Here is a 21,363-nt window from a genome sequence, read left to right on the forward strand (position 1 = left end):
TTGTTAAAATGATAACGATTATCATTCTAGGAAGCCCAAGATAGCAAACAAACGAACTACTTGACAAGATAGACTAATTATGTAGTAGAACCCTGCCTGCCCTCAATATTTCCGCACCGGAGATAACCCCACAGATGAGGGAATAACCCGATAGCTTTCATTAGTTATCGTCTAGATGCCCAGAAAAATAAATACTCTAGCAAAGGGTATTTATTGACATTGGTAACATCAGAAAACTTTGCCGATCAATTAACTATTGGAGTCCGTAAAAATATCTATGACCTTAGCTAAATCCAAAGCAATTTTCGACAATGATGACTACAATCACTTTCCCGAAGTGATTACCGAACCTAAATCGCCGGTATCGGAAGCCGAGATGATGCAAGCGGTAAGAACACTGCTGTTAGGATTAGGAGAAGATCCCGATCGCGAAGGTTTACGAGACACTCCCAAACGAGTAGTAAAAGCCCTAAAATTTCTCACTTCTGGTTATCAGCAATCCCTGGATGAATTGCTGAATGGGGCAGTTTTTCACGAGGATGCTAACGAGATGGTTTTAATCCGAGACATCGATATTTTTAGCTCCTGTGAACACCATATTTTACCAATTATCGGCCGCGCTCATGTTGCCTATATTCCTAACGGGAAAGTGATCGGTTTATCGAAAATTGCCCGCATCTGTGAAATGTACGCCAGACGACTGCAAGTACAGGAACGTTTAACCGCACAAATTGCCGATGCTTTGCAAGGATTACTACAACCTCAAGGGGTAGCTGTGGTGATTGAAGCGACTCATATGTGTATGGTAATGCGCGGGGTTGAAAAACCCGGTTCTTGGACTTCTACGAGTGCCGTGCGCGGTATTTTTGCCGATTCTGCTAAGACTCGTCAAGAGTTTATGAGTTTGATTCGTCATAGTCCCGATTTTCACTAATTAGTCAGGGGGATCAGGATTATTTGATCGTCCTATCCCCGGTTTTTGCCTAGGTAAAAAACTAGAGCAAAACCAGCTATTTACTGTTTACTTTTTATTTTTAACTCGCTGTTATCATGCTGATTCGTCCCCGTCGTCTTCGTTATACTCCAGCGATTCGCCGTCTTGTTCGTGAAACTGAATTAACCGTTAATGACTTGATTTATCCCCTCTTTATCATGGAGGGAGAAAATCAAAAGGTGGCTATTCCTTCTATGCCCGATTGTTATCGTTATTCCCTCGATTTATTGCTCAAAGAAGTAGTTAATGCTTATAATTTAGGCATTAATGCCATCGCTCTTTTCCCCCTGATTGCCGAAGATAAAAAAGATAATTGCGGCAGAGAAAGTTATAATCCCGATGGTTTAGTGCCAAGGGCAGTGAAAGCGATCAAAAAAGAAGTCCCTGAAATAATTATTATCACCGATGTAGCCCTCGATCCTTTTTCGATTTATGGTCATGATGGTATTGTGGAGGACGGGAAAATTCTCAACGATGAAACCCTAGAAGTTTTAGTGAAAATGTCGCTCTCGCAAGCGGCGGCCGGGGCTAATTTCGTCGCTCCTTCCGATATGATGGATGGTAGGGTTGGGGCGATCCGTCGAGCTTTAGATGCGGCTGGCTATTTAGATGTGGGAATTCTCGCTTATACGGCTAAATATGCCTCTGCTTATTATGGTCCCTTCCGAGATGCTTTAGAATCAGCGCCAAAATTTGGTGATAAGAAAACCTATCAAATGGATGGGGCTAATAGTCGGGAAGCCTTACGGGAAGCCAGTTTAGATATAACAGAAGGGGCAGATATTATTATGGTTAAGCCCGCTCTTGCCTACCTCGATATTATCCGTCGTCTGCGCGATAGTAGTCATCTTCCCGTCGCCGCTTACAATGTTAGTGGTGAATACGCAATGATTAAAGCGGCGGCAAAACAGGGCTGGATTGACGAAAAAAGCCTGATTTTGGAAACTTTAACCAGTATGAAACGAGCGGGGGCCGATTTGATTTTGACCTATTTTGCTCTCGATGTGGCATTAATGAAACAGGAAAGCCGATTTTAGGGTTTTTGCCAGCGAAATTGATAGACATTATCCTGCGCTCCCCATACCTGCCGGCCAAGGCTATCATAACCTCGATCGCTGGTATCCATGCCCTGGGAATGTAGAATAATTGTATTAGTTATTTTCACCGCACCTCTGGCATTCGTGGGACAACCCTGGGGGGGAGTTTCTCCCCGATAACCCCCCGCTATCGGTTTTAAAAACACAGTACACACCGACTCGGCCAAATCTGATACATTTAATTTTCTTTCTGTCAAGTCTTTGTTACAAAAATTAATAAAGTTAGGGGCATTATTTAACTTATAAGCTTTTGATTCCACAGTGGAATTATCGGGGCTAGGTTGAATGACTAAAATTCTTTGACGATAGGGTTGATTTAAGCGATCGATAATTGCCTGTTCCTGATAAAGATAAATACTATCCTGTTTCGGGGAAAAATCCACGGCACAGGTAGTCATTTGCACCTTAGCAATGCGCGGGTTAGTCTGCGCTTGTTGCGTCGTATCCATGACCCCAATTAAATGATTAGCCACCCCTTGCACTTGCGGATTAAGGAGTAAAGATTGAGTGAGAAAAAATCCTAGGGCGATCGAAGTTTTCAGCATGAGCAGAGGCTTGATTCTAGGTTAGTCTCTAATTAGCTTAAACTAATAAGCAGCAAGAGCAAAAATACCCCTTTTCCCATGGCTAATCATCTGGCTGAATCTGAAAGTCTTTACCTGCGAAAACACGCCGAAAACCCGATCGATTGGTGGTATTGGTGTGACAGCGCCCTAGAAATTGCCAGGAGAGAAGATAAACCGATCTTTCTCTCGATCGGTTATTCTAGCTGTCATTGGTGTACGGTTATGGAAGGAGAAGCTTTTTCCGATCGGGCCATTGCCGATTATCTCAATCAGTATTTTTTGCCGATCAAAGTTGATCGCGAGGAAAGACCGGACATCGATAGTATCTATATGCAAGCATTGCAGATGATGGTCGGTCAAGGGGGTTGGCCGCTGAATGTATTCCTAACACCCGATAGTTTAATTCCCTTCTATGGTGGCACCTATTTTCCCGTGCAACCGCGTTTTAACCGGCCCGGTTTTCTGCAAGTGTTGCAATCGGTACGTCGCTATTATGACGAGGAAAAGGAGAAATTAAGCAAATTTACGGCCGAAATGCTGGGCGCACTGCGTCAATCGGCTATTTTACCGCGAGCAGAGACCAATTTAGCCGAACCTTCCCTTTTAGCCACAGGAATCGAGACAAATACGGCAGTGATTCGGGTTAATCCCAATAATTACGGTCGGCCCAGTTTTCCGATGATTCCATATTCTCATCTGGCTTTGCAGGGCAGTCGCTTTGGTGACGATTTTGAGGATTCCCTCCGGCAAGTGGCCTATCAACGGGGGGAAGATCTGGCCCTGGGGGGAATCTATGACCATGTGGGGGGAGGATTCCATCGTTATACGGTGGATTCGACATGGACAGTTCCCCATTTTGAAAAAATGCTCTACGATAACGGGCAAATTGTCGAATATTTAGCCAATTTGTGGAGTGCGGGTAATCGAGAGGCGGCCTTTGAGAGAGGGATTAAAGGCACGGTTAACTGGCTAAAACGGGAAATGACCGCCCCAGAAGGTTATTTTTATGCGGCCCAAGATGCCGATAGTTTTGAGAAGGCCACGGATAGGGAACCAGAGGAAGGGGCCTTTTATGTCTGGTCGGATTTAGAGTTAAGGGATTATCTCTCGACCGAGGAATTGGGGCTGCTGCAGGCTAATTTTACCGTTACTGCCGAGGGGAATTTTGAGGGTCGTAATGTGCTGCAACGTCGGCAAGGGGGAGAATTAGGGAAGGAGATAGAAAATATCCTCGATAAGTTATTTATTCGGCGTTATGGCAGTTCTCAAGCCCAATTAGCTCTTTTTCCCCCGGCCAGAGACAATCAAGAGGCGAAAAACGTCTCTTGGCCGGGACGGATTCCGGCGGTAACGGATACGAAAATGATCGTCGCTTGGAATAGTTTGATGATTTCCGGTTTAGCCCGGGCTTTTGCCGTCTTTAGCGAACCTTTGTACTGGCAAATGGCTACGGTCGCGGCCGAGTTTATTCTCCAGCATCAGTGGTTAGATGGACGTTTTCAGCGCTTGAATTATCAGGGTCAGGCCTCGGTTTTGGCCCAATCGGAGGATTTTGCCTATTTTATTAAGGCTTTACTGGACTTGCAAACGGCTAATCCCCAAGAAACTCGCTGGTTAGAGGCGGCTATCGATCTACAAGGGGAATTTGATCGCTGGTTTTGGGCCGAGGATGAGGGGGGATATTTTAATACTGCTTCCGATCATAGTCTCGATCTGATCGTGCGAGAACGGGGTTATACGGATAATGCCACCCCTTCGGCCAACGGAATTGCGATCGCTAATTTATTGCGTCTGTCGCGATTGACGGAAAATCTAGAATATCTCGATCGGGCCGAAAAGGCCTTGCAATCTTTTAGTACCATCCTCGAAGAGTCCCCCACCGCTTGCCCCAGTTTATTTGTCGCCCTCGATCACTATCGTCACGGTTTCTGTCTGCGGGCCCCGGAAAGCTCGATCGAGCCGCTGTTAAGTCGCTATTTACCCACTGCGGTGTATCGAGTCGATGACAGTTTGCCCCCTAGCACATTTGGGTTAATTTGTCAAGGGTTATGCTGCCTTGAACCGGCGGAAAATTTAGAACAGTTAGACCGACAAATTGCTGGGGTGATGGTGGGTCCGTCAATACTACTCGGTTAAGGTTTTTTCTCTCTGCTCCCCACTCTCCCAGGAAATAGGCTCTGGTGTTTGGCTTTCGTTGGCAACTTCTAACCAGCCTTGCATGGCCTCTTGAAGGCTATTGATGAGTTCATCAATACTATCCCCTTCTGTTATGCAGCCAGGGAGTGCAGGAACTTCCGCCCAGTAACCTCCTTATCGGCGGGAAAAAGGCGTTAAATATCCGTGAGTGGGAATGTCTTTTCTGTGGGACTTTTCATGATCGAGACATCAATGCTGCGGTAAATATCAAGGTCGCCAGTGGGCAATCGGAGACCCTAAATGGACGGGTCGGAAAGCGTAAGACTACCGCTAAGGTAGCAGCATCCTGTGAAGCGTCAACCCCATTGACGCGACTATCCTAAAAAGGTGGCGTGGTGAGGAATCACCGTCCGTTTACGGCGGTGAGGATGTCAAGGTTTCTCCAACTTCAGGATTTACCCCCAAGAAATTGCTTAATCTGGCTGCATAATCAACATAGTCTACCCCCAGAAGTACAGGGCAAATGGTGCTTCCCCACCATTGCCTTGCTGAGGGCTTCGACGGTGAGTTCAGCCGAACCGCCGAACGGTGGGGACTGACGCGGATTCGTTCAACTTTGAGAAAATTGTCGGAAAAGAGATATTAACTCGGAAAGCCATTATACTCAATGATCGAAGACTATTGGCTGGTGATCGATGAACCAAGACAACGAGATTAGTCATTTACTAGACCTCATGCCCGCTTCGGGACGGATGATGACGCGCATTGTCAGCAAACCCGAAAGCCCCAAGGTAATCGAAACTAATTTTCCCCTGCCCTGGCAAAGAGGGGTCAGACCAATTCAAATTAATTTTGACCTCTGGCGGCAATTATCAAGACCCCAACGGGATTTAGTCTTGTTAAGGGCCGTCTGTGTTTTAACGGCAGTAAAATGGTTTAAACCCGATCTCGATCGAGTAATTGCTCTGGCTGGTATCATCGGTTTAACCGTGGAAACCCTACAAACCGATGCCGTCGGTATGGCAGTGGCGGGGGGTTTAACTGCCTTGGCAATTAACCGGATTTGGCGGGAAAAACGCAGCCCCCAACGGGAATTAGACGCGGATGAGGCAGCCCTAAAAGTGGCCGTTAGACGCGGTTACACGGAAACCGAGGCCGCTAAGGGTTTATTATCGGCTATTGAGACTATAGCTGAAATTGAGGGGCGATCGAGTCTCAATTTTAACGAGTTATTGCGCTGTCAAAATCTGAAAAAATTAGCTAATCTATCCTTTGTTGGTGTTCCCGATCAGGTGAGACAATCTTAAAGTCAGTTGTTTTGGCTATCAGCTTTCTTTTTACTGATTACTGATCACTGATCACTTAAATCCCTAACCTTAAAATAACTACTATAAAAATATTTTTCCCCTTGCCCAATGGCTGCAATTGACTCTCTAGAAAAAGCCTTAAAATATCACTTTGGCTACGATCAATTTCGACCGAATCAACGCCAAATAATTGAGGCTGCTTTAAACAATCAGGATTTATTAGTAATTATGCCCACTGGAGGCGGTAAATCTCTCTGTTTTCAGCTACCCGCTTTAATCAAAAAAGGGGTGACGGTGGTGGTTTCTCCCCTAATTGCTTTAATGCAGGATCAAGTAACTGCTTTAGCTGATAATGGTATCGGGGCAACATTTCTCAATAGCACTTTAAACGCTAAACAAGTCAGAGAAAGAGAATCTTTAATCCTGCAAGGGAAAATTAAACTGTTATATGTTGCCCCAGAAAGATTATTATCGCCTAGTTTTTTAGACTTTTTAGCTGTTATTGATAATTACCTCGGTTTAGCCTGTTTAGCAGTGGATGAGGCACACTGTGTCTCCGATTGGGGTCATGATTTTCGCCCTGAATATCGACAAATTAAACAAGTTCGTCAACGCTTTCCCTCCGTGCCAATTCTGGCTTTAACTGCCACGGCCACCCAACAGGTAAGGGAAGATATTATCCAACAATTGGGATTGCGAGATACTTCCATTCATATTGCTAGTTTTAATCGTCCTAATCTTTATTATGAAGTTCAACCTAAAACCAGTAAATCTTATCAGCAATTGTATCAATATATTAAAGGACAAAAAGGGTCTGGTATTGTTTATTGTATCAGCCGCAAAACCGTCGATCAAGTTGCCGAACAGTTACAAAAAGATGGTATTAATGCCCTACCCTATCATGCGGGTATGGAGGATCGGGAAAGAAGCCAAAATCAAACCCGTTTTATTCGGGATGATGTGCAGATTATGGTGGCGACAATTGCCTTCGGTATGGGGATTAATAAACCGGATGTGCGCTTTGTCGTTCATTACGATTTACCCCGCAATTTAGAGGGATATTATCAAGAATCAGGCCGCGCTGGTAGGGACGGAGAACCGGCTAAATGTACGCTGTTTTTTAGCTTTGCAGATGCCAGAAAAATTGAGTATTTTATTAACCAAAAAACCGAGCAAAATGAACAACAGAAAGCCCGCCAACAATTGCGACAGGTGTTAGATTATGCTGAAGGGACTGAATGTAGAAGATCGAGCGTCCTAGGTTACTTTGGAGAAAGTTTTGCGGGTAACTGTGGTAACTGTGATAACTGTCGGAATGGGAACAATTCTGAGGATTGGACAATCGAGGCACAAAAATTTTTATCCTGTGTGGCGCGGACGGGACAAAAATTCGGTATGATGCACATAATCAACGTACTCAGGGGAGGAAAAGGTGAAAGAATCACCCAATATCAACATCATTTATTATCCACTTATGGCATCGGTAAGGATAAAACTCTCGGGGAGTGGAAACGTTTAAGTCGTTCCCTTGTCCAGCAAAATCTACTGGTAGAAACTGAAGACAATTTTAGAATCTTGAAACTTAATCAACACAGTTGGGAAGTGATGCGGAAACAACGTTCCGTGTTTATTGCCGTCCCCCAAAAAGCTAACGGTCCAATCTTGGGAGACGACAATCCCAATATGGTGGAAAGTGATTTATTATTCGAGCGCTTGCGGCAACTGCGGAAAAAAATTGCCGATAGTCAAGGAGTTCCTCCCTACGTTATTTTCCATGATTCTAGTCTGCGTTTAATGGCCCAATCAAAACCCCGGAGTTTAGGGCAGTTTCGTCAAATTTCTGGAGTAGTACACAGCAAAGTCCAACAGTATGGGGATATATTTATAGCGGCAATTAATGATTTTTGTCAGGATAGTCTTCCCTCTACTCAATTCCTCACTCTCCAATACTATCAAGATGGTTTGAATGCGGAAGAAATCGCTCGCAAAAGAAGCTTAAAAGTCTCAACCATCTATGAACATTTAGCTAAATTGCTAGAAGCGGGTTACGAAATTGATATTAATCAGTTAGTCTCTAAAAATAAACAGGAATATATTCGTTTAGCGATTAAAAAAGTTGGCGTTCAATCCCTGAAAACTCTCAAGGAAAATCTGGGAGATAATTATAGTTATGAGGAAATTAAATTAGTTGTTGCTTGGCAAAGACGACTTTAAAAACTATAGGAGAGGGGGAATTATAAATTATGAATTATGAATTATGAATTATTAAGTGGGGAAGTGGGGAAGTTTTTTCAGTGTTGCCAAAGGCACGGCGTAGCCGTCCAGTAAACAGTGAACTGATAACTGATCACTGATAAGTAGGTAGGCGTTAAAAATTATCAGACACCACCCTTATCAAGGGTAGGGTTGATTCATGAATCAACCCTACCTTATCAAGGGGAGCAGGGGGGATCGAACCTAAAATCCATATTAATCGCCCAGCTTAAAATCGCCCCCGCAATTAAAATACTAATAGCAGGATTGAATAGGGGCAGCCAAAGACGCTGAAAAAGTTTAAATCCTAGGGGAATTCCTGTGGATTCACCGATAACAGCCACGGCAAACCAGAGAAAACCCGCTATCACTAAAAACACATCAAATATTAAGATTCTATTCAACCACTTGACAAATTGCTCTTTCATTGCATCAAAAACTTAGGTTATTTATACAGTTTATTCAGGAAAAAGTATAGCACTGTCACCTTAATCCCAAGCTCTCCAGAGCCAAGCTAGTCCGGCAGTAATGATTAAAACTTTGGTTAACCAATCTCCCCAGCGCACATATAAAGTTCTCGTATCCCGTCGATAAATTGTTTCGCTATGGATTTGATATTTATCTAAATCCGATAGCCAAAGGTGATTACCGTGGGGATCGACAAAAGCAGAATAACCTGTATTGGTGGCCCGGGCCATCCATCGATCGGTTTCGATCGCTCGCATGGTATCCTGAGCATGGTGTTGAGCGGGCATGGCGTGGCTATAATGGGCGTTATTAGAAGCAGTAATAATAAATTCGCCTCCCCTAGCAGTTTGACGGCGAAAATGTTCGGAAAAAGCCGACTCGTAACAAATGCCCACAATGATTTTACCGAAAGGACTGTCAATAATTTGATCGGCATCTCCCGGTATTAAATGCGCTTGCAAGGGAGAAAGGCGATCAACAATTCCGCCTAAAATTTCCTGAAAAGGAACGTATTCGCCTAAAGGCACGAGAATTACTTTATCATACCGACTAATCACCTGTCCCTCGCCATCAATGGTCAAGAGACTATTATTATAACCCTTGTCCACCTTGCCAAATGCACCCAACCAGATCGGCGTTTTTTTGGCTAAAATTGCCGAATAAATCGAGCTATTATTGACTAAGTTCTCCCAATAATAGGGTAAGGCGGTTTCAGGAGTTAAGACGGCATCTACTCCTTGATCGGCGAGAATTTGATAACCAGAGGTGTAACCTTCGAGTGCCTTTTGAAATCCTAGGGGCGAAAGTTTAATCGTGTTGGGAATATTGCCCTGAATTACGCCAATTTTTATCCCTAAATCCCTTGACTTTTCGAGCGGTTTATGGTAAACATTCCATCCCCAGAGATGCAGGCTCAAACAAATGAGGAGGGGTAAAGAGAGAAAAGCGAGATTTTGCCGCGATTGACGGATTAGGAGCAAGCTTTCGGCGATTAAACCGTTAACTGCCACAATTGCCGCCGTTATCGTCGTAAAACCCGATAATTTTCCCAATTGCAGAATCAATAAATTATGGGGACTTTGACTATAAGCAAGGGTAGTCCACCAGAGAGGGGATTGACTCCAGAGAGATTCTAACCCACACCAGAGGGCAGTACCGATGAAAACCCGCAGGAGAGCATCCCTAAAAGATGACTGATTAACACTTTTGTTGACATAAAACATAACTAACGTCCAAGTTAGCACGATCGCCGTTCCCCAAAAAGTAATAAACAGCCAACAAAACAGAGCAATTGACAAACTCGCTAACCAGGGGACACCCATCCACGTCATCGGGTGAATTCCCGTGATCCAGAATAAAGCGAGACCATGGTAGGCAAAACCCCAGCCAAAACCGTATAAAAGCTGTTTTTTTAGGGATTTTTCCCCTAATCTCACAATAATCCACAGGGGGACGAGAGAAATCCAAGCGAGTAACCACCAAGAAACCGGCGCTACTGTTATCCCCATCCCCACACCGGCCAAAATTGCCCAGAGAAAACGCACCATCTTTCACTCCAGTCAGGTTAAACTCCTCTGACCTACTAGATCTCAGAGTAGCTAGAGGGAAGACAAAAAACAAGAGACAGACAGAAGTTTTTCAGTACATCTACAATAGATCAGTTAGCGAGTAAAAAAGCCCCTCGATCAGATGCTATGGCACGCTATAGACTCAGACAAACAGGGAGATGGGGAATGTCACCCTTACCCTAAAAGTCTAAACTCGGACTGAATAAATGATTGAATACATGGATAATTTTAACCCCAAAATAACGGCTCTGGCTCTTGTCTTGAATGTTGAGGAAAATCTCGAAGATATTTTTCGGAAAATAGCTAGTATGAGCGCTCATCAATTGCGAGCGCGGCGCTGTTTAATCCTGTTAAGCTCTCCACAGGAATTAAAAGGGGAAATTACCGATTATCTAGAAGTTTTTGCCCATTATGATGAGCTATCACCTTTGGCTGATCAAGAAATAATTAAACTTGATCAAGCTATTGCCGACAATGTAGCGGCCACAGGGAAACCTTTACTAATTAAGGATATAACTCGATCATCATTTGCCAGTGCAGCCAGTTATCCAAAAAGAGCAAATAATAATAGTTTTATATCCGTACCGATTATTCTGAATCAGCAGATAATTGGAGTAATTAATCTCAGTTTTCCCCTAGACAAAAAACATTTTGAACCATTAGATTTAGAAATCTTGCAGTTATTCGCTCAACAGGCTGCCCAATCCCTGCAAATTTTTCATTTGCAAGGGATGTTAAAATCTCGTTTTGTGGCTATGGCAGTGACTAGAGAAATAGCAGAAATTCAGTCCGAACATTCAATCGCTGTTCATCCTTATCCCCCGAAATTAGCCAAAATTGTCGCTAAGGCTTTTTTTAAAGAATTAACTCAGGCTGGTTTTGGAACCCATCAAGTTATTGAGATTGCCAATGAGGTTTTGAATTTACTACAAAAGACTCTTAATAAACATAAAAATCGTCTGGAAGGAAAAGATTGAGCGCTAGTCAAGGGTTAAAATCGACTCACTTGCCACTCCCGTGCTGTCCTAAGAAGTAATTGAGATAGTTAACAGCTTAATTTACTGATTACCGCTGCCATCCTGCCGTCCTAATTCATAGACACCAGAGGCAACACAGGCGAGAATACCGACACTAATCGGCCAACTTTTTCCTAAACTAATCTCGATTAACCAATCGGAGAAACCGCCGAGAATGAGAAAGGGAATAATACTAAAGATAGAGGCATAAAAAGCATTTTGGGATTCTCTGGCGAGGCGAGTTTTTTCAAACTCCTCTAGGGAAGTATAGAGGAAACGCTCGGCAAAATTAAACCAGCGATAGAAAATTTCTATAAACCAATTTCGCACCCCAGCTAACCCCAAATATAATGCTAAAGACCAGAGACAGCTACCGGCAATAAAGGCCGGGGAAATATTGATAGTGAAGGGCAGAAAGTCGATTACCATAAATGAGAGCCACAGAAGTGGTAAATTTGAGCGAACGGCTTGATCGATCTTAACAAGTCTTGACCCTTGCACCAAAAAGATGAAAATTCTTCAGATTGTTCCTTCGATTTCCCTTGTTTACGGGGGTCCTAGTCAAATGGTACTCGGTTTGTCAGCGGCCTTGGCCCAACTGGGCCAAGAGGTGACTATTATTACCACCGATTCCAATGGTGACACGGGACAAGCACCCCTAGATGTGCCTTTGGGGGTCCCTGTTAGTCAAAATGGCTATCAAATCTATTATTTTCCCTGTTCTCCCTTTCGGCGCTATAAATTTTCCCTTGATCTGTTTACTTGGTTGGCTAATAGGGCAAAAGATTACGATATCGCCCATATTCATGCCTTATTCTCCCCAGTGAGCAGTATATCGGCTTTGATCGCTCGTTACCGTCAACTGCCCTATATTCTCCGTCCCCTAGGCACCCTCGATCCGGCAGATTTGCAAAAAAAACGGCAACTTAAACAAATATATGCCAATTTTCTGGAAAAACCCAATTTAGCGGCGGCGGCGGCAGTTCATTTCACCAGTCAGCAGGAGTGTCAAACTGCCGAAAGATTTAATATAAAAACTAAGGATATTGTCATCCCCCTAGGGGTAGATTTTTTTGACCCACAAGCTTTACCAGTAAAGGGTTTTGCTCTTCCCGAAAATAAACCGATCATTCTCTATATGTCCCGTCTTGATCCGAAAAAAGGTCTAGATTTATTGCTGCCCAGTTTAGAAAGGTTGTTAGAAAAAGGCCTAGATTTTCATTTTGTCTTAGCAGGAGGTAATCCCCAGGACCGGGAGTACGAAAATCGGATTAAAAATCAGATCGAGCGGTCAATCTTGGCTAAAAATACAACAATTACTGGATTTGTCACCGGAGAAGTAAAAAATAGCCTCCTCGCTAGGGCCGATTTATTTGTTTTACCTTCCTACTATGAAAATTTTGGCATCGCGGTTGCCGAAGCTATGGCTGCCGGAATTCCTGTGGTCATCTCGGATCGGGTGGATCTGCATCCTGCGGTGGCAGCAGCGGCCGCGGGATGGGTGACAGCTTGTCAGCTTGAGGATTTAACTAATACTTTGGAAGCGGCTATCACTAATCCTAAAATTCGCCAACAACGAGGGAAAAATGCCAGGGATTTAGTCTTAAATCAATATAGTTGGTCAGCGATCGCTGAACAGATGCTAACTGTCTATCAAAATTTAGTCTGAGCTATCGATCGTCCCCTGCTCGATCGAAGTCACAGACGGATTAAGATTTAAGCCATCAGGATAATCAGCACTAAAAATGCCAGTAGGGTTAAACCTGATTGCAGAAAGACGGGGAGTGCAAAAGAATTCATAACAGTGGCTCACTTTCTAGGGACGGCTCTATTCCCAATATACGCTTTCATCTCCGCTAATTCCTCAGATTTCTGTCCGCAATGTCATCATCTCATCATTTAAGTAGGTAGGCGTTAAAAATTATCAGACACCACCCTTATCAAGGGGGGACTATAGGGTAGGGTTGATTCATGAATCAACCCTACTATGAATCAACCCTAGTACTAAGGGGGGATCGAACCTAAAATCCATTTTTAATTTAATTATAACCAGCTACTTATTCATCCCATGGGGAGAATTTGAGGTAAATTGTACTGTATTTAAACTGGGTAGGGAGCATTTTAATACAAATGTACGGAACTTAGTCACTCCCCACCCCGTTAACTTAAGTTTCAGCGCCATGATTATAATTAGGGAATGATAGAAATTCTTAGGCAATAGGATCACATCAGTGTTGATAAATCATCTTTTCTTCGGCGCTTTCCTACCCCTTGATACTCTCCTGTCCACCCAGGGGATTATGGTTATGCTCCTGGCCGCTTATGCTTTAGCCATGTGGATGTTTCTAACTAGCGCCCCAAAAGTTCATACAATCATGGTGACAGATTTGGAGACAGCCCGACAATTTTATGAAGGACTTTTAAATTTGCCCACGGCCGATGTCCCCCTCCATTACTATTACAATTATGAGCAGACGATGGGCAATAATATGATTGACCCATTTTATATGTCTAGTAATCCGGTTGTGACTACTGCCAACACTTCTTTGGGAGATCAACCCCAGGGTTTATGGTATCAGTTAAAGAAAAATACCCAACTGCACATCGTTAGTGGGGCAACCGCAGGTTATAAGGATCGTCATCGTCACGTTTGTTTTGATCACGATTGTTTAGAACAAATTCTGATGCGGGTGGAATCACGACGCTTAAAGTATAAGGTTCGTCGCAATAAACCTTTAAATTTTTTGGTCAAAGATAATGCTGATCGCGTGATTGAAATGGCCGAAGTCTCAAATTAGTTAACGGTAATTTGATTGGGGGCAACCATAACGGTAAATAACTAAACTATGAATGCTCAACTGCTCACAATCGTTTTAATTTCCTTAGGGGTAGGTATTGGTTTAGCCATCCTACTCCTGATTTTAGTCAAGTTAAGACGCTGCAACCAACAGGTAAATAGTATCGTCGATTATCACTCTCTCATCGGTTTAATCGGAGTTGTTCAAATCCCCTTCGATAAAAATAGCAAGGGAAAAGTGCGAGTTAATGTCGGAGATAGTCTGATCGATATAGTAGCGATAACAGAAGGGGAAGAACAATTTAATGTCGGGGATCAAGCATTTATTCTCAGTTGCACAGACAATAAAGTTTTAGTCATTGCGGAAAAGTATATCAGAGGCGATTTGTAATTTCTTCTAAACCAAAGGGTAACTAACTATGAATAGTCAAAATAATTCCTATCTCATCCAAATCAATCCCAATCAATACGACAACAATAATAACAATAGTGCTGGCAATTTATTATTGAATAGTGTTCCCATTGCTTTATTGATATTTCTGGGTATTGGTGCGATTTGGTTTATCAATTCTTTTTTGTGTATTTGTAAACCCAATGAAGTAGTCATCCTGAGTGGGATGAAACGCAAATCAAAAGATAGACAAGATGCAGGTTATCGAGTAGTATCGGGGGGTCGGGCGATTCGTATTCCAATTTTAGAAACCGTTAAACGTATGGATGTCACCACAACCCCGATCAGAATTGAGATTAAAAATGCCTATTCTAAGGGCAATATTCCCTTGAATATAGTGGCAATTGCTAACGTGAAAGTTAGTTCTAAACCTGAAATAGTCGGCAATGCGATCGAACGTTTTTTAGATCGAGATCGAGAAGAAATTATTCGCGTAGCTAAAGAAACTTTAGAAGGAAACTTGCGGGGTGTAGTCGCAACAATGACCCCCGAACAAGTGAACGAAGATCGCCTAAAATTTGCCGAAAGTATTACCAGTAACGTCAGTCAAGACCTGTTTAAACTCGGTTTAGAAATTGATACTCTCAAAATTCAAAATGTTGCCGATGACGTGGATTATCTTAACTCCCTCGGACGGGAAAGAATCGCTTTAGTCATGCGTGATGCTGAAATTGCTGAATCAAATGCCCTCAATGAAGCTGAACAAATAGTCGCGGAATGTGAGGAACAGGCAACCGTGGCTAAAACCCGCGATCAAATTATCATTTTAGAGCAAGAAAACGAGTTGAGAAAGTTAAAAGCAAAACTGGAACAACAGGCAAAATCGGAAGAAGAAATAACTATTGCTGCTGCTAAGGAAAAACGTGCTATAGTTGAGGAAAAATTGCAACAGGTTAGGGCAGAATTGGAAAGATTACGTCTTCAAGCAGATCAAGTTTTACCCGCAGAAGCGCAGCAGGAAGCTGAAACTTTCCGCGCTAGAGGAGAAGCGGCAATTTTTGAAGAAAATGCCAAAGCTGAAGCCTTAGTTAACGAATTATTTGCAGAAGTCTGGCAAAACACCGGCAGCGAAGCAGAGGCAATTTTCTTGATTCAACAGTTAGAAACTATCCTGGAGGAGGCGATTAAAATTCCTAGACGCTTACACCTCGATCGAGTTAATATCGTTGATAATGGTGATGGTAAATCCCTGGCTGCCCTGATCAAAGTCTATCCCGAAATCGTCAATCAATTCCTCGCCAGTGTCCATCAAACCCTCGGTATTGATGTGGTGGGAACTCTCACCAATAAAATTGAAAAATAGCAGTCAGAAAACCTACTAGACAGGCCTTCTAAAATAGATTGTAACCGAGATCGAGCAGGGTTAAAACCGCACTCGATCTCACCGCTAAGAATCCCCGTCTTTTGCAAGCGGGGAGATGTCAACTCATCAATACTTGGGACCCTATCAATCAATTTTCCCGGCCGAAGCAGCATTGACTATAAACTTGCTAAAACCTCTTTAGCGGCGGCCAAAGTCCGTTCGATATCGGCCTCTGTGTGAGCTAAAGAAGTAAAACCAGCTTCAAACTGGGAAGGAGCTAGATAAACGCCTCTTTCCAACATTCCCCGGTGAAAACGACCGAATTTAGCCACATCGGCCTTTTTGGCATTTTCATAGTTATGCACGGGGGAGCCGGTGAAAAACATTCCGAACATGGCACTGATATGACCTCCAGAAACGCTATGACCAGCATCTCTGGCCACTTTCAGCAGCCCTTCAGTTAAGGATTTGGTCACTTTATCGAGATATTCGTAGGTGCCGGGGCGCTGGAGTAACTCGAGGGTTTTAATTCCCGCCGTCATAGCCAAAGGGTTGCCGGATAAGGTTCCCGCTTGGTACATCGGGCCGGCCGGAGCCACCATCGCCATAATATCAGCCCGACCGCCGTAGGCCCCCACCGGCAGCCCACCGCCGATAACTTTGCCCAGGGTGGTTAAATCGGGGGTGATGCCGAATTTTTCCTGAGCGCCACCGTAGGCGATGCGGAATCCGGTCATTACCTCATCAAACATTAATAGGGACCCGTATTCCTTGGTTAATTCCCGCAATCCTTCTAAAAAGCCAGCATCCGGCACGATAAAGCCGGCATTACCCACCACTGGTTCTAAAATCACCCCGGCGATAGAGTCGGGATTTTCGACAAAGAGGGCTTTTACCGCTTCCAGGTCATTGTAGGGAGCGGTTAAAGTGTTGTTAGTGGTGGTTTTGGGAACCCCCGGCGAGTCGGGTAGGCCCAGGGTGGCTACACCAGAGCCAGCTTTAACGAGGAACATATCGGCGTGACCGTGGTAACAGCCCTCGAATTTGATGATTTTATCCCGGCCGGTAAAAGCCCGCATTAAGCGCAGGACGGACATACAGGCTTCGGTGCCGGAATTGACAAAACGCACCATTTCAATGCTGGGAACGGCATCAATCACCATTTCAGCGAGAATATTTTCTTGAACACAGGGAGCGCCGAAACTGGTTCCTTTATCTAGGGCCTGGTGTAGGGCGGCAATAACTTCGGGATGGGCATGACCACAGATAGCCGGCCCCCAAGTTCCCACGTAGTCGATGTATTCGTTACCGTCCACGTCGCGAATATAGGCCCCTTTGACGCTTTCAAAAACGATGGGTTGCCCACCGACGGATTTAAAGGCCCGCACGGGGGAACTTACACCCCCCGGCATTAATTTTTGAGCGGCTGTAAAGATTTCTTTCGATTTTGTTGTTTGATACGAAGATGTGCTAACCAATCCTGTCTCCTTGTCTATTTGAGTCTATCGATTCCGGGGAATGCCCGGAGCTTTGTTTTGTTAATTTCCTGCTGCTTGTTCCATTTTAAAGATCACCAGCCTACATTTTACGCAATTTTTTTTCTAGGGAGAGCGCTGGTCGGCTCAAGTCTCGCTCTTCTTGACTTGTAGCTTGATCCTTAACAACTTAAGTAGCTGGTTATAATTAAATTAAAAATGGATTTTAGGTTTGATCCCCCCTTGATCCCCCCTTGATAAGGGGGGTGCCGATCCCCCCTTAATCCCCCCTTGATAAGGGGGGTGCCGATCCCCCCTTGATCCCCCCTTGATAAGGGGGGTGCCGCTCCCCCCTTAGTCCCCCCTTGATAAGGGGGGCATCTGACAACTTTTAACGCCTACCTACTTATGTAATTGGCTGAGAAGGGGCGAAAATTTCACTTTTGACAATTTTTCCACAATCTTTTTAGAATTGCCAGAAAAACCTAGCAATGGGCGAAGTTATTGCTATTGATAGATTTTAGCCCGGAAAGAGCGATCAAAAAAAGCTCAGGTTTTCCACAGATTTTCCACAGGGGAATTCTTGCTATTATTTTTTAGCGTACAAAAAAACTATTCCTGCTATGAAATTTACCAGTAGTCAAAGCGAACTCAACAGCAATTTATCCCTAGTTAGTCGGGCCGTTGCCAGTCGTCCTACCCATCCGGTGTTGGGAAATGTTCTCTTTTGTGCCGATGAGGAAAAGGGCGAAATTAGCCTGACTGCTTTTGATTTGAGTTTAGGGATTCGCACCAGTTTTCGGGCCGAAGTGGTGGAAGGGGGCAAAATTACCCTGCCGGCAAAATTGCTTAACGATATTGTCTCTCGTTTGGGAGAGGGGGAAATCACCATCTCTGTGGAAGAAAACGAGAATGATGAAGAGCATAGTCTCGCTTTCCTGAAAACTGCCTCGGCACAGTTCCAAATTCGCGGCATGAAGGCCGATGAGTTCCCAGAATTGCCCACGGTGGCCGATGGAGAAATTGTTAATTTACCTATAGTTGCCTTGACAGAGGGACTAAAAGGTGCATTGTTTGCCGCTAGTGGCGATGAAACTAAACAGGTGTTGACGGGGGTGCATTTAACTAAAACCGTCGATTGTCTAGAATTTGCCGCTACGGACGGTCATCGTTTAGCGGTGGTACAAACTCCCCTAGAGGAGGTGGAAAGTGCCTCTGGTGGCTTTAATGTCACCATTCCGGCCCGGGCCCTGCGAGAATTGGAAAGAATGATGGCAACAAAACAAAATATCGAGACTATTACTCTGCACGTGGATGATTCTCAAGTCATCTTTGAAATGGGGGAACAGAGGTTAACCAGTCGTAAGTTAGAAGGGGCCTATCCCACCTATAATCAGTTAATTCCTAAATCCTTCGAGCGCTCTTTGGTTTTAGACCGCAAACAATTAATCCGTTGTTTGGAATTAGTGGCGGTTTTATCGGACCAAAAGAATAATTTAGTCAAGTTTAGTCTCGATGGCGAGAATAGTCGTTTATCCCTAGCGGTGGAATCTCCCGATTTAGGTAGCGCCAAAGAGTCCATGGCGGCGGAAATTCAGGGAGAAAGTGGCGATATTGCCTTTAATGTTAAATATTTAATGGACGGTTTGAAGGCTTTACCCAATAATGATATCCAAATGCAGTTAAATGCTAGTACCCAACCGGTTATTTTTACCCCCTTGGGAGGTTTAAAGATGACCTATTTGGTGATGCCGGTACAAATTCGTCAGTAGTTCTGACTTAATTGGAACTGTGGGATCTGTTTTTAACCTATCCCATTTTTGATTGTAAGTAGCTGGTTATAATTAAACTGAAGATAGATTTTGGTGTCGATCCCCCCTTAATCCCCCCTTGATAAGGGGGGTGTCGATCCCCCCTTAATCCCCCCTTGATAAGGGGGGTGTCGATCCCCCCTTAATCCCCCCTTGATAAGGGGGGTGTCTGATAGTTTTTAACACCTAACTACTTATTGAATCCTGTTTTCTCGCCAAAGGATTGGGTTTATTTTCTCTATTTTGGCGATATACTGTTGATAATTGAACAAGTTAACGGATTGAATTGATATGTTATTATCTACTCCTGAAACAATTCAGCATATTCTTTGGCAAGGGCAACTAGAATTGGATAGCGAAGAAGAGGAAGAAAATTTTAGATTTATGTCACCTCCCTCACGGACCAGCTATGCACCAACTGTTAGCATCGGACAACCAGAAGTTTGGCCATTAGCTGAACTTTATTCTGGTGCAATTCCCTCTTGGTTAGAGGTAAAACAGAATGAGGCACAGTTTTTTTTAGTCCGTTTTGCCTGTTCTCTTCGTAATAGTGGAGAAGATAGATTTCAAATTACTCAAGCTAAATTTTCTGTTGATTTACTGCCCGATAATCAACAAAACCGGGCTATTGCTTTTGATCTATATCCGTTAGAAATCAATCAGGAAATCAAGCGTAACTGTAAAGTTAGTCTGTCCCCCAATATCAAGTTTAAGGAAGCTCAGGCAAGTTTAGGAGGCACAGATTTTGCCCTAGAATACCCCGAATTACAACCAACAATTATAGCCACAGGAGTTGGGGAATATAAGGCTGATTGGGAATATCGAAAAGCACAGGGAAAAGGAGTTCAAGGAAGTAAATTTATGCACATGATTGTCAAAGTCCCTAATAATATGCAATTGGTGAGGACTAAGTTAAATTTAACTGCCCGCTTGGAACAAAATGGTAATCCCTTAGTTAAATGGCTTTTTAAAACTGACATTAAAAAAGTGCCAAGCGATTGCTTAATAGTCAATTTAGTTAGCTAATATTTACTTAATTCCCACATCAATAAATGCTTGAGAAATAGCATCTAATTGAACCTCTATATGAGGAGAGGGTGCTAGTAATCGCTGTGCTTGTTGTTCAAATACTCTACGACTATATAGGAAGTTGTTGAGCACAGAAATAGATTCCAGAACTTCACGGAATAGCTTAAGAGCAAATTCGCCATTAAAAAGAGGCTCTCCATCGATGAAAGTGTTATGAATTGTCATCAATCGATAAAAAGCATGACTATGAATCAAGGAAAGTTCATGATAATTCTCGGCCGTATTCCAATCAATTTGTCCATAGACAGACCCTGCATCTGTAAACCTTAAAGAAAGTAATGTATCTAATCGTCTCAGGGATCCAGTTCCTTCTTGAAAGTTTTCTCCCACATCCCACAGCCAATTATGAGGATTATTCCAATAAAAACCATCATCCCTATGATAGTTACGCACTAAAACCGCAAATATATCACAAAAAGATTCTTCAAGTGCATTTTTTTCTGAAAACTCATCATCTTTCCGTCGTATTTTTTCTGGAGACTGACTATACTCACTATTAATTTCTTCCTTAATTTGCTGAATTAAACCATGACAAAATTCATGAGCTACTGCTGTGATATCGGTTCCATAGGAACGGTTTCTGCCATCAATTAGTCTTTGTGCAAATAAGGCTCGTTTTGTGTACCATGCGGCAGGGCAAAAGCGATGCTTTATGCTGGCAACATTAATGATAGCTTCATATCTATCTAGTGGCTTGAATTTACTGGTGGGACTGTTGATAAACTGGGCAACGGTTTCAACATTATTGCGAGCTTGTTGGCAAGAATCGTGACAAGGATCATCGACTAATGAGTGGTCAGTGAGAGTGATATTAGAGGAATAATCTCTATATCTCAAATTATAAGTTTGTGGAAGCCCGCAGTTACCATTAGATGGTGCGCCATGGCATTCTGTGCAGAACATGAGTTTTTGCCCCCGATAAATTTATAAGTTTCAGTCAGTGGTTAAGTAATTAATCTTGTTAGAAAGTCGCCCAATGTGTCAAGATGGTAAAATTTCCAGAATTTAGGCAAAGCAAAGCCACAAAAAATG

18 protein-coding genes and 2 pseudogenes are annotated in these 21,363 nt (G+C 43.4%); 13 read left to right on the top strand and 7 right to left on the bottom strand.

The genetic code is table 11. The features are described from left to right. The first annotated feature begins 277 nt into the window (after nucleotides 1-277). Entirely contained in the window at nucleotides 278-934 is a 657-nt protein-coding gene (gene folE, locus LW728_RS06010; protein ID WP_002752393.1) for a GTP cyclohydrolase I FolE, read from the top strand. A gap of 116 nt (nucleotides 935-1,050) precedes the next feature. Further along, on the top strand, nucleotides 1,051-2,031 hold the full coding sequence (gene hemB, locus LW728_RS06015) for a porphobilinogen synthase (protein WP_190356405.1): 981 nt from the start codon (nucleotides 1,051-1,053) through the stop codon (nucleotides 2,029-2,031). Here hemB and LW728_RS06020 read toward each other — a convergent pair. Then, complete coding sequence (locus LW728_RS06020; RefSeq protein ID WP_004163859.1) at nucleotides 2,028-2,636, bottom strand: chromophore lyase CpcT/CpeT; 609 nt, start codon at nucleotides 2,634-2,636, stop codon at nucleotides 2,028-2,030. The genes hemB and LW728_RS06020 overlap by 4 nt on opposite strands. Before the next feature lie 78 nt (nucleotides 2,637-2,714). On the opposite strand from LW728_RS06020, the gene LW728_RS06025 reads away from it, so the two are divergent. Beyond that, complete coding sequence (locus LW728_RS06025; RefSeq protein ID WP_287765690.1) at nucleotides 2,715-4,793, top strand: thioredoxin domain-containing protein; 2,079 nt, start codon at nucleotides 2,715-2,717, stop codon at nucleotides 4,791-4,793. Here the strand turns inward: LW728_RS06025 and LW728_RS06030 are convergent. Then, nucleotides 4,782-4,967, bottom strand: a pseudogene (locus LW728_RS06030) (type II toxin-antitoxin system HicB family antitoxin); the annotation flags it as partial. The gene LW728_RS06025 and the pseudogene LW728_RS06030 sit on opposite strands and share 12 nt — an antisense overlap. 2 nt (nucleotides 4,968-4,969) lie before the next feature. Here LW728_RS06030 and LW728_RS06035 point away from each other — a divergent pair. The 3 genes and pseudogenes from LW728_RS06035 to recQ all read left to right on the top strand — a co-directional run. After that, nucleotides 4,970-5,176 (top strand): annotated as a pseudogene (locus LW728_RS06035) (zinc ribbon domain-containing protein); the annotation flags it as partial. Nucleotides 5,177-5,488: 312 nt separating this feature from the next. Then, nucleotides 5,489-6,100 carry a DUF3318 domain-containing protein gene (locus LW728_RS06040; protein WP_287765692.1) on the top strand — a complete coding sequence of 204 codons (612 nt, stop codon included), beginning with the start codon at nucleotides 5,489-5,491 and terminating at the stop codon, nucleotides 6,098-6,100. A 108-nt stretch (nucleotides 6,101-6,208) separates the two neighbouring features. Further along, on the top strand, nucleotides 6,209-8,314 hold the full coding sequence (recQ, locus tag LW728_RS06045; protein WP_287765694.1) for a DNA helicase RecQ: 2,106 nt from the start codon (nucleotides 6,209-6,211) through the stop codon (nucleotides 8,312-8,314). Between the two features lie 218 nt (nucleotides 8,315-8,532). Here recQ and LW728_RS06050 read toward each other — a convergent pair whose 3' ends face one another. Both LW728_RS06050 and lnt read right to left on the bottom strand, forming a co-directional pair. Next, nucleotides 8,533-8,781 carry a DUF8620 family protein gene (locus tag LW728_RS06050; protein WP_287765696.1) on the bottom strand — a complete coding sequence of 83 codons (249 nt, stop codon included), beginning with the start codon at nucleotides 8,779-8,781 and terminating at the stop codon, nucleotides 8,533-8,535. Between the two features lie 60 nt (nucleotides 8,782-8,841). Then, nucleotides 8,842-10,368, bottom strand: coding sequence for an apolipoprotein N-acyltransferase (gene lnt / locus LW728_RS06055; protein ID WP_287670224.1), 1,527 nt, complete (start codon nucleotides 10,366-10,368; stop codon nucleotides 8,842-8,844). A 239-nt stretch (nucleotides 10,369-10,607) separates the two neighbouring features. Here lnt and LW728_RS06060 point away from each other — a divergent pair, with 239 nt between their 5' ends. Further along, the gene (locus tag LW728_RS06060) at nucleotides 10,608-11,366 is read left to right on the top strand and encodes a GAF domain-containing protein (protein ID WP_287765770.1); all 759 of its coding nucleotides are present in this window, start codon (nucleotides 10,608-10,610) and stop codon (nucleotides 11,364-11,366) included. 81 nt (nucleotides 11,367-11,447) lie between these two features. Here LW728_RS06060 and LW728_RS06065 read toward each other — a convergent pair whose 3' ends face one another. Next, nucleotides 11,448-11,834 carry a hypothetical protein gene (locus tag LW728_RS06065; RefSeq protein WP_193957005.1) on the bottom strand — a complete coding sequence of 129 codons (387 nt, stop codon included), beginning with the start codon at nucleotides 11,832-11,834 and terminating at the stop codon, nucleotides 11,448-11,450. A gap of 79 nt (nucleotides 11,835-11,913) precedes the next feature. On the opposite strand from LW728_RS06065, the gene hpsP reads away from it, so the two are divergent. From hpsP to LW728_RS06085, 4 genes are all read left to right on the top strand, one after another. Further along, the gene (gene hpsP, locus LW728_RS06070) at nucleotides 11,914-13,074 is read left to right on the top strand and encodes a hormogonium polysaccharide biosynthesis glycosyltransferase HpsP (protein WP_287765699.1); all 1,161 of its coding nucleotides are present in this window, start codon (nucleotides 11,914-11,916) and stop codon (nucleotides 13,072-13,074) included. A gap of 562 nt (nucleotides 13,075-13,636) precedes the next feature. Continuing rightward, nucleotides 13,637-14,203 carry a hypothetical protein gene (locus LW728_RS06075; protein WP_004163849.1) on the top strand — a complete coding sequence of 189 codons (567 nt, stop codon included), beginning with the start codon at nucleotides 13,637-13,639 and terminating at the stop codon, nucleotides 14,201-14,203. A 48-nt stretch (nucleotides 14,204-14,251) separates the two neighbouring features. Then, complete coding sequence (locus LW728_RS06080) at nucleotides 14,252-14,593, top strand: hypothetical protein (RefSeq protein ID WP_004163848.1); 342 nt, start codon at nucleotides 14,252-14,254, stop codon at nucleotides 14,591-14,593. Between the two features lie 28 nt (nucleotides 14,594-14,621). Then, entirely contained in the window at nucleotides 14,622-15,956 is a 1,335-nt protein-coding gene (locus LW728_RS06085) for a flotillin family protein (RefSeq protein WP_004163847.1), read from the top strand. Nucleotides 15,957-16,132: 176 nt separating this feature from the next. Here the strand turns inward: LW728_RS06085 and hemL are convergent, their stop codons facing one another. After that, on the bottom strand, nucleotides 16,133-17,434 hold the full coding sequence (hemL, locus tag LW728_RS06090) for a glutamate-1-semialdehyde 2,1-aminomutase (protein WP_287765701.1): 1,302 nt from the start codon (nucleotides 17,432-17,434) through the stop codon (nucleotides 16,133-16,135). 620 nt (nucleotides 17,435-18,054) lie between these two features. Here hemL and dnaN point away from each other — a divergent pair. Together dnaN and LW728_RS06100 are read left to right on the top strand one after the other, a co-directional pair. Then, nucleotides 18,055-19,203, top strand: a complete 1,149-nt coding sequence (dnaN, locus tag LW728_RS06095; protein WP_004163844.1) for a DNA polymerase III subunit beta — start codon at nucleotides 18,055-18,057, stop codon at nucleotides 19,201-19,203. A 330-nt stretch (nucleotides 19,204-19,533) separates the two neighbouring features. Continuing rightward, entirely contained in the window at nucleotides 19,534-20,268 is a 735-nt protein-coding gene (locus tag LW728_RS06100; protein ID WP_287765704.1) for a hypothetical protein, read from the top strand. Between the two features lie 3 nt (nucleotides 20,269-20,271). On the opposite strand, the gene LW728_RS06105 is transcribed toward LW728_RS06100, so the two are convergent. Beyond that, entirely contained in the window at nucleotides 20,272-21,234 is a 963-nt protein-coding gene (locus LW728_RS06105; protein WP_287765706.1) for a M4 family metallopeptidase, read from the bottom strand. Between the last annotated feature and the right edge of the window lie 129 nt (nucleotides 21,235-21,363).

The organism is Microcystis sp. 49638_E5, from assembly GCF_021300285.1.
Taxonomy (GTDB): domain Bacteria; phylum Cyanobacteriota; class Cyanobacteriia; order Cyanobacteriales; family Microcystaceae; genus Microcystis; species Microcystis aeruginosa_C.

Coding starts and splice junctions, on each gene's coding strand:
- dnaN (WP_004163844.1), top strand. CDS start 18,055: ATGAAATTTACCAGTAGTCAAAGCGAACTCAACAGCAATTTATCCCTA.
- recQ (WP_287765694.1), top strand. CDS start 6,209: ATGGCTGCAATTGACTCTCTAGAAAAAGCCTTAAAATATCACTTTGGC.
- LW728_RS06065 (WP_193957005.1), bottom strand. CDS start 11,834: ATGGTAATCGACTTTCTGCCCTTCACTATCAATATTTCCCCGGCCTTT.
- LW728_RS06020 (WP_004163859.1), bottom strand. CDS start 2,636: ATGCTGAAAACTTCGATCGCCCTAGGATTTTTTCTCACTCAATCTTTA.
- LW728_RS06040 (WP_287765692.1), top strand. CDS start 5,489: ATGAACCAAGACAACGAGATTAGTCATTTACTAGACCTCATGCCCGCT.
- LW728_RS06050 (WP_287765696.1), bottom strand. CDS start 8,781: ATGAAAGAGCAATTTGTCAAGTGGTTGAATAGAATCTTAATATTTGAT.
- LW728_RS06060 (WP_287765770.1), top strand. CDS start 10,608: ATGGATAATTTTAACCCCAAAATAACGGCTCTGGCTCTTGTCTTGAAT.
- hpsP (WP_287765699.1), top strand. CDS start 11,914: ATGAAAATTCTTCAGATTGTTCCTTCGATTTCCCTTGTTTACGGGGGT.
- LW728_RS06105 (WP_287765706.1), bottom strand. CDS start 21,234: ATGTTCTGCACAGAATGCCATGGCGCACCATCTAATGGTAACTGCGGG.
- LW728_RS06025 (WP_287765690.1), top strand. CDS start 2,715: ATGGCTAATCATCTGGCTGAATCTGAAAGTCTTTACCTGCGAAAACAC.
- lnt (WP_287670224.1), bottom strand. CDS start 10,368: ATGGTGCGTTTTCTCTGGGCAATTTTGGCCGGTGTGGGGATGGGGATA.
- folE (WP_002752393.1), top strand. CDS start 278: ATGACCTTAGCTAAATCCAAAGCAATTTTCGACAATGATGACTACAAT.
- LW728_RS06080 (WP_004163848.1), top strand. CDS start 14,252: ATGAATGCTCAACTGCTCACAATCGTTTTAATTTCCTTAGGGGTAGGT.
- LW728_RS06100 (WP_287765704.1), top strand. CDS start 19,534: ATGTTATTATCTACTCCTGAAACAATTCAGCATATTCTTTGGCAAGGG.
- hemB (WP_190356405.1), top strand. CDS start 1,051: ATGCTGATTCGTCCCCGTCGTCTTCGTTATACTCCAGCGATTCGCCGT.
- LW728_RS06085 (WP_004163847.1), top strand. CDS start 14,622: ATGAATAGTCAAAATAATTCCTATCTCATCCAAATCAATCCCAATCAA.